Annotated in this window: 12 protein-coding genes; 6 read left to right on the top strand and 6 right to left on the bottom strand. The window is 37.5% G+C overall.

The genetic code is table 11. The annotated features are described in order from the left end of the window. The first annotated feature begins 157 nt into the window (after positions 1-157). Both GTK57_RS00905 and GTK57_RS00910 read left to right on the top strand, forming a co-directional pair. The gene (locus tag GTK57_RS00905) at positions 158-1,150 is read left to right on the top strand and encodes a tripartite tricarboxylate transporter substrate binding protein (protein ID WP_163124513.1); all 993 of its coding nucleotides are present in this window, start codon (positions 158-160) and stop codon (positions 1,148-1,150) included. A gap of 86 nt (positions 1,151-1,236) precedes the next feature. Then, positions 1,237-2,283, top strand: coding sequence for an AbrB family transcriptional regulator (locus tag GTK57_RS00910; protein ID WP_163120870.1), 1,047 nt, complete (start codon positions 1,237-1,239; stop codon positions 2,281-2,283). Between the two features lie 2 nt (positions 2,284-2,285). Here GTK57_RS00910 and GTK57_RS00915 read toward each other — a convergent pair whose 3' ends face one another. The 4 genes from GTK57_RS00915 to GTK57_RS00925 form a co-directional block, all read right to left on the bottom strand. Then, positions 2,286-2,600, bottom strand: a complete 315-nt coding sequence (locus tag GTK57_RS00915; protein ID WP_163120871.1) for an NGG1p interacting factor NIF3 — start codon at positions 2,598-2,600, stop codon at positions 2,286-2,288. 389 nt (positions 2,601-2,989) lie between these two features. Further along, positions 2,990-3,118, bottom strand: a complete 129-nt coding sequence (locus tag GTK57_RS14775; RefSeq protein ID WP_267313479.1) for a KGW motif small protein — start codon at positions 3,116-3,118, stop codon at positions 2,990-2,992. 220 nt (positions 3,119-3,338) lie between these two features. Next, positions 3,339-7,175 carry a phosphoribosylformylglycinamidine synthase gene (gene purL / locus GTK57_RS00920; protein ID WP_163120872.1) on the bottom strand — a complete coding sequence of 1,279 codons (3,837 nt, stop codon included), beginning with the start codon at positions 7,173-7,175 and terminating at the stop codon, positions 3,339-3,341. A 313-nt stretch (positions 7,176-7,488) separates the two neighbouring features. Beyond that, positions 7,489-8,514: a M20/M25/M40 family metallo-hydrolase gene (locus tag GTK57_RS00925; RefSeq protein WP_163120873.1), complete on the bottom strand. Its 1,026-nt coding sequence runs from the start codon at positions 8,512-8,514 to the stop codon at positions 7,489-7,491. Positions 8,515-8,695: 181 nt separating this feature from the next. Here GTK57_RS00925 and GTK57_RS00930 point away from each other — a divergent pair, with 181 nt between their 5' ends. The 3 genes from GTK57_RS00930 to ruvB all read left to right on the top strand — a co-directional run bounded on the left by GTK57_RS00930 (position 8,696) and on the right by ruvB (position 11,799). Next, positions 8,696-10,036 (top strand): deoxyguanosinetriphosphate triphosphohydrolase, encoded by a 1,341-nt coding sequence (locus tag GTK57_RS00930; RefSeq protein WP_163120874.1) that lies wholly within the window; start codon positions 8,696-8,698, stop codon positions 10,034-10,036. 124 nt (positions 10,037-10,160) lie between these two features. Beyond that, complete coding sequence (ruvA, locus tag GTK57_RS00935; protein WP_163120875.1) at positions 10,161-10,763, top strand: Holliday junction branch migration protein RuvA; 603 nt, start codon at positions 10,161-10,163, stop codon at positions 10,761-10,763. 28 nt (positions 10,764-10,791) lie between these two features. Next, positions 10,792-11,799, top strand: a complete 1,008-nt coding sequence (gene ruvB, locus GTK57_RS00940) for a Holliday junction branch migration DNA helicase RuvB (protein ID WP_163120876.1) — start codon at positions 10,792-10,794, stop codon at positions 11,797-11,799. A gap of 14 nt (positions 11,800-11,813) precedes the next feature. Here ruvB and GTK57_RS00945 read toward each other — a convergent pair whose 3' ends face one another. Further along, positions 11,814-12,614: a hypothetical protein gene (locus tag GTK57_RS00945; RefSeq protein ID WP_163120877.1), complete on the bottom strand. Its 801-nt coding sequence runs from the start codon at positions 12,612-12,614 to the stop codon at positions 11,814-11,816. Between the two features lie 253 nt (positions 12,615-12,867). Between GTK57_RS00945 and GTK57_RS00950 the strand changes: the two genes are divergently transcribed. After that, on the top strand, positions 12,868-13,254 hold the full coding sequence (locus tag GTK57_RS00950) for a hypothetical protein (protein ID WP_163120878.1): 387 nt from the start codon (positions 12,868-12,870) through the stop codon (positions 13,252-13,254). Between the two features lie 224 nt (positions 13,255-13,478). On the opposite strand, the gene dld is transcribed toward GTK57_RS00950, so the two are convergent. Beyond that, positions 13,479-15,170, bottom strand: a complete 1,692-nt coding sequence (dld, locus tag GTK57_RS00955) for a D-lactate dehydrogenase (protein ID WP_163124515.1) — start codon at positions 15,168-15,170, stop codon at positions 13,479-13,481. Between the last annotated feature and the right edge of the window lie 55 nt (positions 15,171-15,225).

The raw sequence follows: 15,225 nt of genomic DNA on the forward strand, positions 1-15,225 counted from the left end.
ACCTTTTATATTAACAATTTATAATAATTTTATAAGTGCATCTTAAAAAAAAATAGTGTACTGATATCATCATTGTGTGAATGTTAGGTTCTAAACTTTTTACCAGAATGGTTTAATAATTAGTGGAAAATTACAATAAATGGAGCATCAACAAATGATGATTAAATCATTACTCATCACAGGATCAATACTTACTATTGGACTAAGCCTTGTTGCTTGCAATAAAAAAGGGATATCGGGTGAACCGAATAACCCAGAATGTATTGTTCCAGCTAAACCTGGTGGTGGTTTTGATTTGACCTGCAAACTAGCTCAAGATGCTTTAACAACGACAGACACTTTAAAAGCACCCATGCAAGTCACTTATATGCCAGGTGGTGTAGGTGCCGTCGCATATAACAAAATTATTGCCAATGACCCAGCGAACAATAATGCGATTATTGCTTTCTCTACAAGTTCTTTACTCAATATTGCACAAGGCAAATTTGGAAAATATAACGAAAAAGATGTTCGTTGGTTATCTGTCATTGGTACTGATTATGGCATGGTTGCAGTAAAAGCAGACTCTCCATTTAAAAACTTAAACGATTTGGTTAATGCCTTAAAAAAGAATCCTCAAGGAATCAGTTTTGCAGCTGGTGGTAGTATTGGTGGTCAAGACTGGATGCAAACTGCAATGCTTGCAAAAGTTGCGGGAATTGATCCTAAAAAAATGACCTATATTGCCTTAGAAGGTGGCGGTGAAGCTGTAACTTCAGTATTAGACAATCATATTCAAGTGGTTAGTGCTGGCGTTGCTGAAATTGTTCCACACATGAAATCTGGGGAAATGCGTGTATTGGCTGTATTTTCTAAAGAGCGTTTATCTGGCAATTTAACCTCTATTCCTACCGCAAAAGAGCAAGGTTTTGATATTGAATGGCCTATTATTCGTGGTTATTACATGGGTCCAAATGTCAGTAATGAAGCTTATAACTGGTGGAAAAAATCATTTGATAGCATGGCGAAAGATGGTAAGTTTCAGAAAATTCGTCAGCAATACGATTTATTACCACTCACAATGACAGGTGATGAACTCACTCAATACGTTTATAAGCAAACCAACCAACTCCGTGAACTTTCAAAAGAATACGATTTAATTGTTAGATAGAAATACAGGTTCTTTAATTGATGTAGATATTTTCTTTATATCAAATGGATGTTGATACTCCTCTTTAAACTGCGTATAAAAACAGCATGCTTTATTTTAAATATCTTTATAGCTTTTGCTTTGCCCTTTGTGGTGCTTTCATTGCGCAGCAACTTAATTTGCCTATACCTTGGTTATTAGGTCCTCTTTTTGTTACTGCACTTTTGAAAATCAACAATGCACCTATCGACTGCCATAAATCTGCACGTCAAATTGGCTTACTCATTATTGGTTTATCACTTGGTTTATATTTCACTCCAGACATGATTCATGTGGTGTTAAGCCATTGGGCGGTCTTAATTGTAGGTTTAGTTTTTGCTTTATGCTTAGGTGCACTCACTGCTTTTATTATTTATAAATGGGGTAATGTCGACTTTAAAACAGCTTGGTTTGCATCTGCGGTTGGTGGTGCAAATGAGATGTCTAATTTAGCTGAACAATATTCAGCTCGTGTCGATAAAGTGGCTTCTGCGCATGCATTACGCGTGCTTTTAGTGGTTGTGTTTATTCCATTCTTTTATAAATTCATGGGATGGCACGGTGCAGACACTTCCGCAATTTTAAGTATTCCTGTTAATTGGTCTAATTTTCTTGTTTTATTTGCCTTATGTTTATTAGGCTGCTTTATTTTTAAAAAATTTAAGCTTCCAAACCCTTGGACTTTTGGACCTTTATTGGTTGCTATTCTTTTAACTGCAAACAGCATTCATCTATCTTCTATTCCACCCTCAATTTTGCATTTAGGGCAGGTTCTTTTAGGATGGTCTTTAGGTAATAAATTTAGCCCGACATTTTTTAAAACAGCACCAAGATATATGTCTGTTGTGGCTTTGGCTAATGTTTTAAGTATTTTATTCGCATTTGTCAGTGCTTATATTTTACTGTTTTTTGTAGATATTCCATTGCCCACTTTAATTTTAGGTTTAGCGCCAGGTGGTGTTGCAGAAATGACGCTCGCTGCCAAAATTTTACATTTGGGTGTACCTATGGTGACAGCCTTTCATGTAGTTCGTATGATTGGTGTGATGAGTACCGTTGGACCTTTATACGGCTATATTCAAAAGAAATTTAAACTAAAAGTAGATACTGAATAAAACTAATTTATTTCTATAATTTGTAAAAACTCAAAGGCGGGCTCTTCGTAGGGATGGCTTGCTTTTAGTGCTTTTGCTACAGCAGATGCTTTCTCTTCAGGCACAATCGTTTCTACTCGCCATTCGGGTATTTTTTCTAAAGTGTCGAGTTCACCAATAAATGGATTTGCACCTTTTACGGGTTTAAATTGTCCTGTTCCTAACACTTGCCAAGCACAATGTTCGTAGTTGCCTATGCCACCTGCCCCTGCTTCAAAAATCGCAAGTTTAGTCATTTCAAGATGAGATTCAGGAACGTAATAGATAAGTTTAAGCATTAAAATTCCTTAATAGAATATTCGTGAACATTAAAAAATTCACAATGGTATTCCCTCTCCTCATAGGAGAGGGTTAGGGAGATGTTTTTATCATAAACACCCCTCATCCCAACCTTCTCCCAAAGGGAGAAGGAGCTTTCATTTATATATTAGATAACTTCTAGTTAGTCTTAAATATTTTAATAATCACATAATAACAAAAGAAAAAGTAAAGTTTTAACCTAAATCAATCAGGTGACTTGCGACATGGATGTCGCACGTTAGACTGTGGGACAAGGACGTCCCATCAGTCTAACAAAAGAGTTTTGTTACTTTTGCCCTCTCAAAAGTAAGACAAATATCTCATATAACAAAAAAACCACCTTACGGTGGTTTTTTCATTTCATCAATCAAATGCTATAAAGCAAATAACCTGCACCTAAAACCAAAGCTTGCAAAGCAAAAACTGCTCCAAATAACATCCAACCTTTTTGCTTAAACTCAGCCTTATTATCCATAATTTTAAAAGTTTTCGTCATGACATCACCTCATACCTGAGTGTTGATACTGAAATTGTTTAGTTATCCATCTTTCTTTTATATTGCTACTAAAATGTGCATACAACACACAAAACCTTATTCACTACCATATAAAAGCAAAATCTAAACCAAGTCCAGTGGGAGAATTAAAAAAAGAAATCTAAATTGAAACAAAATAAAAAAGCCACCCGAAGGTGGCTTTTTAGAAACTTAATCAGGATTAGCCAATAAACTTACGCGCATTACGGAACATACGTAACCAAGCACCATCTTGATCCCAATCTTCAGGCTTCCAAGAATGCTGAACTGCACGGAAGTTACGCTCAGGGTGAGGCATCATAATCGTTGCACGACCATCTGTAGATGTCACGCCTGAAATCGCTTCAGGTGAACCGTTCGGGTTCAATGGATAATGCTGAGTTGGGTTACCTTGGCTATCTACATAACGCAAGATTACTTGATTACCCGCATTCAATGCTGCAATGCTAGATTCAGGTGCAACCACACGACCTTCACCATGCGCAATTGCGATTGGTAAAATCGAACCTTCCATACCTTGTAACAATACTGAATTCGACTTTTCAACACGAACGTTTACAGCACGTGCTTCGAACATTTCAGACTCATTGCGGTGGAAACGTGGCCAGTTGTCCGCACCCGGAATAAGCGGTGCAAGTTGAGATAACATTTGGCAACCATTACAAACACCTAAAGAGAATGTTTCATCACGGTTAAAGAATTTCTCAAATTGATCACGAAGTTTCGGATTGAACAATACAGATTTAGCCCAACCACCGCCTGCGCCCAATACGTCACCGTAAGAGAAACCACCACAAGCCACTAAGCCTTCAAAATCATCTAGGCTAATACGACCTGCAAGCAAGTCACTCATGTGAACGTCAACAGTATTGAAGCCAACTTTATCGAACGCCGCAGCCATTTCTACATGACCATTTACGCCTTGTTCGCGTAAAATCACCATGTTAGGACGACGACCATTGATGTATGGCGCTTCAATTGGCTCGTTCAAATCGAATGTAGGTTTTGCAATAATACCTGCATGAGATTTATCTGTGATTAAAGCAAACTCTTCATCCGCTGTTTTTACGTTGTCACGTAAACGTTGAATTTGATGAGAAACTTCAGTCCAAGCCACTTGTAAATCTGCACGATCAAGTGCTAAACCATTTACAGTTAACGTATCTGTGTTGTTTACCGTACCAATCACTGCAATCGCATCTTTAAGGCTTGATGCTGTTACTTCAGCGTCTAATACTGCCCAATCTGCTTTGCTCATTTGAAGCACGGCACCAATTTCTTCTGCAAATAAACTTGCAGTAGATTGCTCTTCAAGTGCTACACCTAAGCGTGAAGCAAACATCATTTCTGCAACAGTCGCAACCAAGCCACCATCACCAATGTCGTGATACGCTTTAATTAAGCCACGATTGTTCCAATCTTGAACCAATGCAAAGAATGCTTTGAAGTCATCGAAGCTGTCTACATCTGGAGTAACCGAACCAATTGCTTTATACACCTGCGCCAAGATCGAACCACCAAGGCGGAATTGACCTTTAGACAAGTCGATACGTACAAGTACAGATTCAATATCTTTTAGTTCTGGTGTCAATGTCTTACGAACATCTGTTACAGGTGCAAATGCTGTAATTACGCCTGTCATAGGAGATGTTACAGATTTATCTTCGCCTTCGTCATTCCACGTGGTACGCATAGATAAAGAATCTTTACCTACAGGAATTGCGATACCTAAAGCAGGACACATTTCCATACCAATGGCTTTTACACCTTCGAATAATGCTTGATCTTCACCTTGTTGACCTGCCGCAGCCATCCAGTTCGCAGATAATTTAATATCGCTAATTTGGTCAATTTTTGCAGACATGATGTTGGTGATCGATTCAGCAACCGATAAACGAGCCGATGCAGCAGGATTTAACAATGCAACAGGTGGACGTTCGCCCATTGCCATTGCTTCACCTGTGTAACCTACTAAGCTTGTTGTTGTAACCGCAGCATCCGCCACAGGAACTTGCCAACGACCTACAAACTGATCACGAGCAACCATACCTGTAATCGAACGGTCACCAATGGTGATTAAGAACGACTTAGAAGCAACAGTTGGATTCTTAATAACACGGTAAATTGCATCTTTAAGATCAGTTACTTTTTCTGCTGTGAAGTCATCGCCTTTGCGCTCAATTGTTTCGTATGAACGGCTCATGCGTGGCGTACCACCAAGCATCACTTGCATTGGCATATCCACAGCTTTGTTTTCAAACAATGGATCTTCAACAGTTAAGTGACGTGCTTCAGTTGCTTCACCCAATACAGCAAACGGACAACGCTCACGTTCACAAATTGACTCAAACAATTCAAGTGATGATGGACGAATTGCAAGGACATAACGCTCTTGTGCTTCGTTCGACCAAATCTCCATTGGAGACATGCCCGGCTCTAAAGATGGAATCTTACGAAGATCAAGTACAGCACCAAGTTCGTGATCGTTCACAAGCTCAGGCATTGCATTTGATACACCGCCCGCGCCCACATCATGTACAGATACGATTGGGTTGTAATCTTCCATGCGCCAGCAAGTATCAATCACTTCTTGGCAACGGCGTTCCATTTCTGGGTTTTCACGTTGTACAGAAGCAAAATCTAGGTTTTCGCCCAATTTACCGCTATCTACAGAAGATGCTGCACCACCGCCTAAACCAATCAGCATTGCAGGACCACCAAGAACAATTAATAAATCGCCCGGTTGAATTGCATCTTTTTCTACATGATCAGGACGGATGTTACCGTAACCACCAGCAATCATAATTGGCTTATGGAAGCCTTTTACATCGCCATTTACATTTTGTTCGAAAGTACGGAAGTAACCATTTAAAGCAGGACGACCAAATTCGTTGTTAAATGCCGCACCACCTAAAGGACCATCAATCATGATCTGAAGTGGAGAAGCCATACGAGATGGTTTACCGTAATTTTCTTCCCAAGGTTGTTCAAAACCTGGAATATTTAAGTTAGAAACTGTAAAGCCTGTTAAACCTGCTTTAGGCTTACCACCACGACCTGTTGCGCCTTCATCACGGATTTCACCGCCTGAACCAGTCGCAGCACCTGCAAATGGTGCAATGGCTGTTGGATGGTTATGTGTTTCTACTTTCATAAGAATATGAGCAGCTTGGCTCTTATACTTATAAACATGTTGACCTGTTTCAGCATCTTGTTTTGGATAAAAACGCTGAGTATCGAAGCCCACAATTACAGAAGCATTGTCTTTATATGCAGACAATACATCTGTTGGAGATTCTTTATAAGTATTTTTAATCATTTGGAACAAAGACAATGGTTGTTTTTCACCATCAATTGTCCATTCAGAACCAAAGATTTTATGACGACAATGCTCAGAGTTCGCTTGTGCAAACATCATCAATTCGATGTCGTGCGGGTTGCGACCCATTTTAATGAAAGCATCAGTTAAATAATCAATTTCTTCATCAGAAAGTGCAAAACCAAATTCAGAGTTTGCTTTAACTAAAGCATCTTTACCCTGCCCCAAAATATCAATTGAGTTTAATGGTTTTGGTTCAGTTTCAGAGAATAATGCAGCAGCATCTTCAATTTGATTGAACACGCTTTCTGTCATGCGGTCATGCAATGCCAAAATTACTTCTTTAGATAAGTCTTTTAGACCTTTCAAAGTAAACAAAACACCGCGTTCAAGGCGGTGTATCGGGGTATTACAATTGGCAAAAATATCAGTCGCTTTAGAAGACCACGGAGAAATAGTACCTACACGTGGTGTAACTAATATTTGAACTTCATCACTTGTAGCTTGGCGTAGTTCAAAAGATTGACCATCGTTTAGTAGCTGTAAAGCAGATTGTTGCTGTTGCTCATTCAGCGCTTGGTCAAATAGATAAACCCATTGGCTTTCTATAGATTGAACAGAACTAATTGAAGATAGACGTGTTAATAGTTGCGTTTTCTTGAAAGAAGAGTGTGCTGATGCACCGGCCACGATAAACATGCTGATTTTGGCTCCACGGGCTGGTCTTAAGAACCATGCCACAATGTGACTTGAAGAGAGCGCATATTCTACTGTGTATTGGCTAAATCGGCTAGATGAAAATACAGATTTATCACGTCAAATTTTGCAATAATTTCAAAGAAATTCTTTATTTTCAGATAAAAAAATTGAATGCCCTTTGATTTTACTCAACAAAAAGCTTGTATCTAAATAATTCTAAAGGAAGTTCTACTTGTCATTAAATTTATTGTGAAAATTTGTTTTCTATGCAATAAAAACAACAACAAATAAAACTTACCCTTAAAAAATGAATTTATTGGATGTTATTCAATAAATAAACAACTGCATCGCCTGCAAGTTGTAAAGATTTTGGATCGACTTGCTCAATGGTGTCACACGCTTTGTGATAACACGGTGCAAACTCTAATTCATCACCATTCATTTTTTCATTGAACATAATAATAGAGGTCACAGGTACTTTACCTAAAAATGGTGCAGTATCACTTGCTGTTAAAGTCGATACATCCTTTTTCAAGGTCACTTTTTTATCTTTGAAAAATTCTGTCAGTAAGTTTTCTAAAGCAATATCACCTGTATGTGTTGGAATGCTACGCAAACCATCTAATAACGGTTTGTAATCACTTTCTGCCATGCCACGCTCTTTCAGCATTTTTTCCATATCATCTACAGAAGACTTACTTGCATCGGCAATCATCACATCCGGATTTTTAGTGCCTACCATATCGACATTAATATAAGCCTTAATACCTTTAAGCTGTTCAGGACTTAGTTTCTTTGCATAATCTTGCGAACCTGCAATACCTGTTTCTTCTGAATCCCAAAAGGCTAATACAATGGTATTTTTAGGTTTGGTTTTAGTTGCAGTATATTGATGCATTAAATCTAAAAGTAATGCCACGCCTGAAGCATTATCATTAATACCTGGTCCCATTTTTACAGAGTCGTAATGCGCACCAATCAGTACAGCCGATTCATTGGTTTGACCTGCAATTTCAACAAATATATTTTGTCCAACCACTTTTTCACGGTTTTCAAAAGGAAGCATTTGTGCAGTTAAACCTGCTTTTTTCGCTTCATCTAAAATATATTGAGCCGATGCCAAACCGCCTTTTGTACCTACGGCACGATTTCCGCCATTGTCTTTCGCAATTTTTTCAAAAGCCTGTAAATGCTTCATCATTTCAGCGGAATTTAATTGAATTGTTTTTGATGATGAAACTGCTGTCGTTTCTAATTTATTCGATTGAATTGTTTCACATCCACCCAATACAAACATTGAAGATAAAACACAGGCAGTTAAAATTTTAGGTACAAACATCGTTACAAACTCTTTGCTTTATTTATGCTTATCTTAATTTCAATTGGCACATTTCGTTGTTTGGTTTTGTAATTCTCTTACAATACATATTATAAATATAGGACAAGCTATGTCGTTCCCTACTAGAGCTTTACCCACTTTTTTGGCATGATGAGTTTAAGAAATTAGCGAATAACGATAAATGACTCAAATGAGATGGTTAGAATTACTATCAACAGTTCGTTTAGGTAGTAAAAAACAAAGTACAGAACAAGCAAGAAGTCCGTTCCATAAAGATTATGACCGCATTATATTTTCACAAAGTTTTAGACAACTGAACCGCAAAACCCAAGTTCATCCATTAACGCAACATGATGGCATCCATACGCGCCTAACCCATTCTTTAGAAGTGTCTTGTATTGGACGCTCTTTGGGCATGCTTGCAGCTGAAAAAATTAAAGATGAATTACCACCGTGGATTACTCCTGCCGATGTCGGTGCTATTATTCAAGCCGCGTGTTTAGCGCATGATATTGGCAATCCCCCTTTTGGACATGCAGGTGAATATGCCATTCGTGAATGGTTTGACGATGCCTCACATACAGACTTTTTAAAAGACTTAACCCCAGAACAAGAAGCCGATGTACGCCAATTTGAAGGCAATGCACAAGGTTTACGCTTACTGACTAAAATCGATTACCACCCCAATAATGGCGGTATGCGTTTAACTTACGCCACTTTAGGCGCTTATTTAAAATATCCTTGGTTGTCTAAAACCATTAGCTCACAAGGCAATATTCCTGCAAGTAAACGAGCAAAATTTGGTTGCTACCAATCCGAAAAAGACATTTTGGCGCAAATTGCAGAACAACTTGGTTTAATTCAACTGGACGAATATCACTATTGCCGTCATCCACTGACTTATTTATTAGAAGCTGCCGATGACATTTGCTATGCCTTAATTGACCTTGAAGATGGCATTATTTTAAACATGCTAAGCTATGAGGAAGTTGAACCCATTTTCTTAGACTTAATTGGTGAATATGGTGTTCCTGAAGAACTCGCAATGACCACAACCACCTGGCAACAAAAAATTGCAGCTTTACGTGGTCGTGTTATGAAACGCCTTGTCGATGAAGTGACTACAGCATTTGCAAGAAAACATGGCGAGATTTTATCGGGTCAACTTACAGGAAGCTTATTACAATATTGCTCACCCGATATTGAGCTTAGCATTAACCGAGCAAAAGATTTAGCACGTAATAAAATCTTTGAACATCCACAAAAAGCAGGTTTAGAGATTATTGCACATCAAAGTTTACAAACAATTTTAGATGCTTTTATTCCATTAACTACGCCAAATAAAACCCTGAATTTTAAAGAACAGCGATTATTTACAATCTTGACACGTGCAGGTGCTCATTTTTCAAATGATCACTATGACAATATTATGCAAGTTCTCGATTTGATTTCTAAATTCTCAGATCATCAGGCATATAACTTGGCGCAAGAACTACAGGGCAATAAAGCAGGTTTAATGTAATTCTTAAGTTGACTAAACCATAACGTGTTTGGATAGAATATCTGCAAATAACAAGTAGGAACTTTTGCCTTTAAAAGCAATCACCTCTACTATTGAGCTATTAACAAATAAGTGAAAATAAAAGATGATCGGATGTTTAATTGGTGAAGTTTTAGCATTGGAAGCACCAACAGTTTTACTCAATGTAAATGGCGTTGGTTATGAAATTGACACGCCACTTTCTACATTTTGCCAATTACAGAAAGGTCAAAAAGCCACAATTTGGACGCATTTAGCAGTTCGTGAAGATGCACAACTTCTTTATGGTTTTTTAGATGCACGTGAAAAAACGATTTTCCGTACATTACTTAAAGTAAACGGTGTTGGACCTAAAATGGCACTTGCTATTTTATCTACATTAAGCACCGAAATGCTCATTCACACTGTTGAAAATGAAGATGTAAACACACTTGTTAAAGTTCCAGGCGTGGGTAAAAAAACCGCTGAACGTTTGATGATTGAATTACGTGATCGCTTTAAAGCCATGTCTGCGCACACACAACCAACAAACTCAACAGTTGAACAAATTCAATTTACAGGGAATTCTGCTGTTGCCGAAGCAGAAGCCGCTTTACAATCTTTAGGTTATAAACCGCTTGAAGCACAAAAGCTGATTAATGCTGTTAAAGGCGATTACACAGAAGCAGGCGAAATTATCCGTGCTGCATTAAAGTCAATGAATAGATAATTAGCCGATTAGAGAAGACTCAGAATATATGCAAGACCGTTTAATTAGTGGCTCTGAAAAACCTGAAGATCATTTTGATCGTGCCATTCGACCAACTTCGCTTGATGACTACATTGGTCAGCCTGTTGTGCGTGAACAAATGGAAATCTTCATTGGCGCAGCACGTGGACGTGGCGAAGCACTCGATCACACCCTTATTTTTGGCCCACCAGGGTTAGGTAAAACCACACTTGCAAATATTATTGCCCGTGAAATGGGTGGTAATTTAAAATCGACTTCGGGGCCTGTTTTAGAACGTGCAGGCGATTTGGCAGCAATGCTGACCAACTTAGAAGAAGGCGATGTTTTATTTATTGATGAAATTCACCGTCTATCGCCTGTAATTGAAGAAATTCTTTATCCTGCAATGGAAGATTACCAACTCGATATTATGATTGGTGAAGGTCCTGCGGCACGTTCAATTAAACTCGATTTACCACCATTTACCTTAGTTGCAGCAACCACTCGCGCGGGCTTACTTACCTCTCCGCTTCGTGACCGTTTTGGTATTGTTCAGCGTTTAGAGTTTTATTCTGTTGAAGATTTAACACACATTGTTTCGCGTTCTGCAAAATTAATGGATGTTCCTATGACAGATGATGGTGCAAAAGAAATTGCACGTCGTGCGCGTGGTACTCCGCGTATTGCAAACCGTTTATTACGTCGTGTTCGTGACTATGCACAAGTGAAAGGCACAGGCGAAGTAACGCAAGAAATGGCGCAACTTGCTTTGGACATGTTGAAAGTCGATAAAGATGGTTTAGATACTTTAGACCGTCGTTATTTAAGTATGTTGCTAGAGCGTTTTGATGGTGGCCCTGCGGGTGTTGAAGCTTTGGCTGCGGCTATGGCGGAAGATTCAGGTACGCTTGAAGATGTCATTGAACCTTACTTAATTCAACAAGGTTATGTGATGCGTACTGCTCGTGGGCGTATTGCAACCAATATGGCATATTTGCAATTTGGTTTAACACCGCCAGAGCCGAAAGATAAGTGATTTAAAAAAGCAGCTTAGGCTGCTTTTAATATTTTAACCTTTTCATTTTGCAATAATTTATTTATTTCAGAAAATATCAATAAATTCTTTTCATAGATCTTTTCTGCTTCCGTATCTAAACTTTCCATTTGTATAGATTTAGTTGTTAAATCCAATATCTCTATTTTTAAAGAGTTTAATAAAAATAATATTTCATTATATTCATTCTCACTATTAAATAATGAAACATAGATAACTAGTTTATTGATTAACTTATGAATATCATCAGAACTACTTTTAATAAGTTTAATCTCGCTCATAAAGTATGTATCTTCTGATAAGCGAAAATTAGGCATACTCTGTTCCGACTTTTCTATTTGTTTAGATAGCCCAATGACTCTTAATATCCAACCACTTAGATTCGATGTCAGTTCTGATAAGCTACTTATTAGTTTTTCAGACCAATCTTGATTAAAAGTTAATTTAATTTCTATACTTCTACTGTTCTCTTGACTTCGTAAAATATTATCATTAATAAGTCTATGAGTTTCTGCTGCTTGTTTGATATCCTCACTAACGGTTTTAAAAGACATTTCTGTTAATTGGAAACTTTTTCGTCCATACCATATCGCAATAATCGTGGCTGAAATCCCCAATATAAAAGCAACCACCATCGCAATGACAAAAGACCAAATTGCAGTTGTATCAGTTGAATGTTGTAAATCTAAATGAATCATTTGATCTTTCGGCTGTTGTAAAACCAACGCTTGCGTATTTTTCTCTGCCACTTTTATCTCTAAATTATTTCCCCACAGCCAAACTACAAAACCATTCAAATAAAATCAATCACCTATAGTGCAAAATGTCTTTAAAAAACAATTTAAAATTTAAAATTTTGCAAAAAAATAAAAATTTTACTACCAAAGCATTGCACAAATATTGATCACACTATAAAATACTTTATGTGACTTAAATCACATTTTTACGTGTTTAGATTTTAATACGACTACTAAAAATATTTATATAAACACCATAAACAATAATTAAAATGAATGAAGCGGAACATTCAAATAAAAATAGGATTCTGTTATGAAACATCTAATTATCATCTTTTGTACAAGTTTTTGCCCCTCATTAATTTGGGCAAACACTTCATCTTGGCAATGTCAAAATACAATTAATGAAGTTAAATGTAAAAATAAAAACTGTCATTCAGGTGCTATTTTAGATTCTAAATTTAAAGTTTCTATTCAAGACCATTCAAAAGTTACGGTATGTACGCAAAATAAATGTTGGAATGGTCAAGCCACTTCTCAGAGCAACTCCAACCAATCATTATATACAATTAAACAATTTGGCTGGACAGCTCAAAATCAACCGCACTCAAATTACATTTTAGGTGTGAACCACTCAACAAAAAGCTTATACCTACAAGGTGAAGAAAAGACACATCCACTTCAATGCCAACTTGCATAACTTAGCAATCAATAAAAGAAACACTTTTATTTTATTTAGACGCTTTGTATTTTTATAAAAAATTATGAATGAAATATCACTCCTTTAGCTTTGGCTCATCGTGATGCTTATTTATTTTAGTTACACATTAGATATTTTTTATAAATCAAAACCAAAAAAAGACGTAGCTTACGCTACGCCTGAGATAGGGCTTTACCACTTTATCGTTATTTTAACTTTTGCCATTACTTCCAATTTTTCAATTTAGACGTATGACCAATCCCCACATTAAAACTATTGGTTGGATCAAGTTTTTGGTAATGATTTTTCAAAGATGGCTTCGCCATATATAAATGCCCAACATTGTGTTCAGCAGGATATTCCGCCCCACGATCATCCAACAACTTCCACATTTCATGTTCCATCGCTAAAGGATCAACACCCTTTTTCACAATATAATCTTGATGGAATACATGACATAAGAAATGACCGTAATACAATTTATGAATGATTTTTTCATCCATCTGTTGCGGTAAAGTTTCAACCCATTCACGATCATTACGTCTAAGTGCAATATCAAGCGCAACAATATCTTCAACTTCGCTTAAATGCGTATCTCGATAACGAATTGCCGCACCTGCCACCGCAAAACGATGTAAAAATGCTTTACGACCTTCATCATCTGTACATTTAAAATAATAACCTGTTTCATGCTTCGCAAAGTAATCTTTAAAGAAAGTATTCACTTGCTCGACATCTTGATGATCTATACGCAATACTAAATGATGCTCATATAAATCACGAAATTCATTCATGCGTTTGGGTAAGTGTGACGGTAAAAATCTAGTCACCAATTGCAGAACTTTATCGCTTAAACCTCGTAAGCCAAATTTCTGCAAATAGCCATCGACTTTATCTTTCATTGCAAATGCAGCAGGTACTTTTGCCGTACCAAATTTTTCAATGAACATAAAAGTATCTTTACCGTATTTTGCACCAATATCGTAGGCAACACGGTGGATGTATTCCCCTGCAATTGGCACATTTGGTAAATCTTTCAATAAGAAACGACGAATTTCAGTCAAATCATCATGTGAATTTGTACCTACATAAAACACCTGACTTGGGATTTTTTCAAAGGTATCTAAGCGAACCGCAAATACACATACTTTCCCTGCCGAACCTGATGCTTCAAATAAACGTGTCGGATCTGCATTAAAACGTGCAGGCGTGTTTTCATCAACTTGGCGAACATCATGTGAATAATGTTGATCAGATGCACAGCGATGCTCTTCTTTTAGAACATCTGAAGATGCATATTTTTTATTTTGTAGATTTCCTAGGATTTCCTCAGGCGTATTTCCTAAATGAATACCTAAATGGTTCACTAATTCTAATTTGCCTTGCTCATTTACACGGGCATATAAAGCAAGTTCAGTATAAGCAGGTCCTCGACGTACCAAAGCACCGCCTGAGTTGTTGCATACACCACCTAAAACAGAAGCACCAATACACGATGAACCAATCACTGAATGGGGTTCTCTGTTATACGTTGCAAGTTCTTTTTCTAATGCATCAAGCGTTGCGCCCGGTAAACAAACCACCTGCTTACCGTCTTGAATGACTTGAATACCTGCTAAACGACGTGTACTTAAAAGCAATACAGGACGATCATATTCACCAAATGGCGTAGAGCCACCTGTTAAACCTGTATTTGCCGCCTGCATGATGACAATAAAATCGGCTTCAACAGCAATTTGCAAAACCTTCCATTGTTCAACCAATGAACCCGGTGCAACAACTGCAAAAACTTCTCCTGAACCATAACGTCTACCCTGACGATATAAACGTGTATCGCTATCATCAGTCATTACATGTTGTTTACCCACAACATCTATCAGTTTTTGAACGGTCTGTGATGATGAAATAGTTTGCATGGTCGTCAAGTCATCCATTTGTGAATGTGTTCCCTCTCCTCTAAGGAGAGGGTTA

This window comes from Acinetobacter portensis (genome assembly GCF_010646905.1).
In the GTDB taxonomy this organism is placed as follows: domain Bacteria; phylum Pseudomonadota; class Gammaproteobacteria; order Pseudomonadales; family Moraxellaceae; genus Acinetobacter; species Acinetobacter portensis.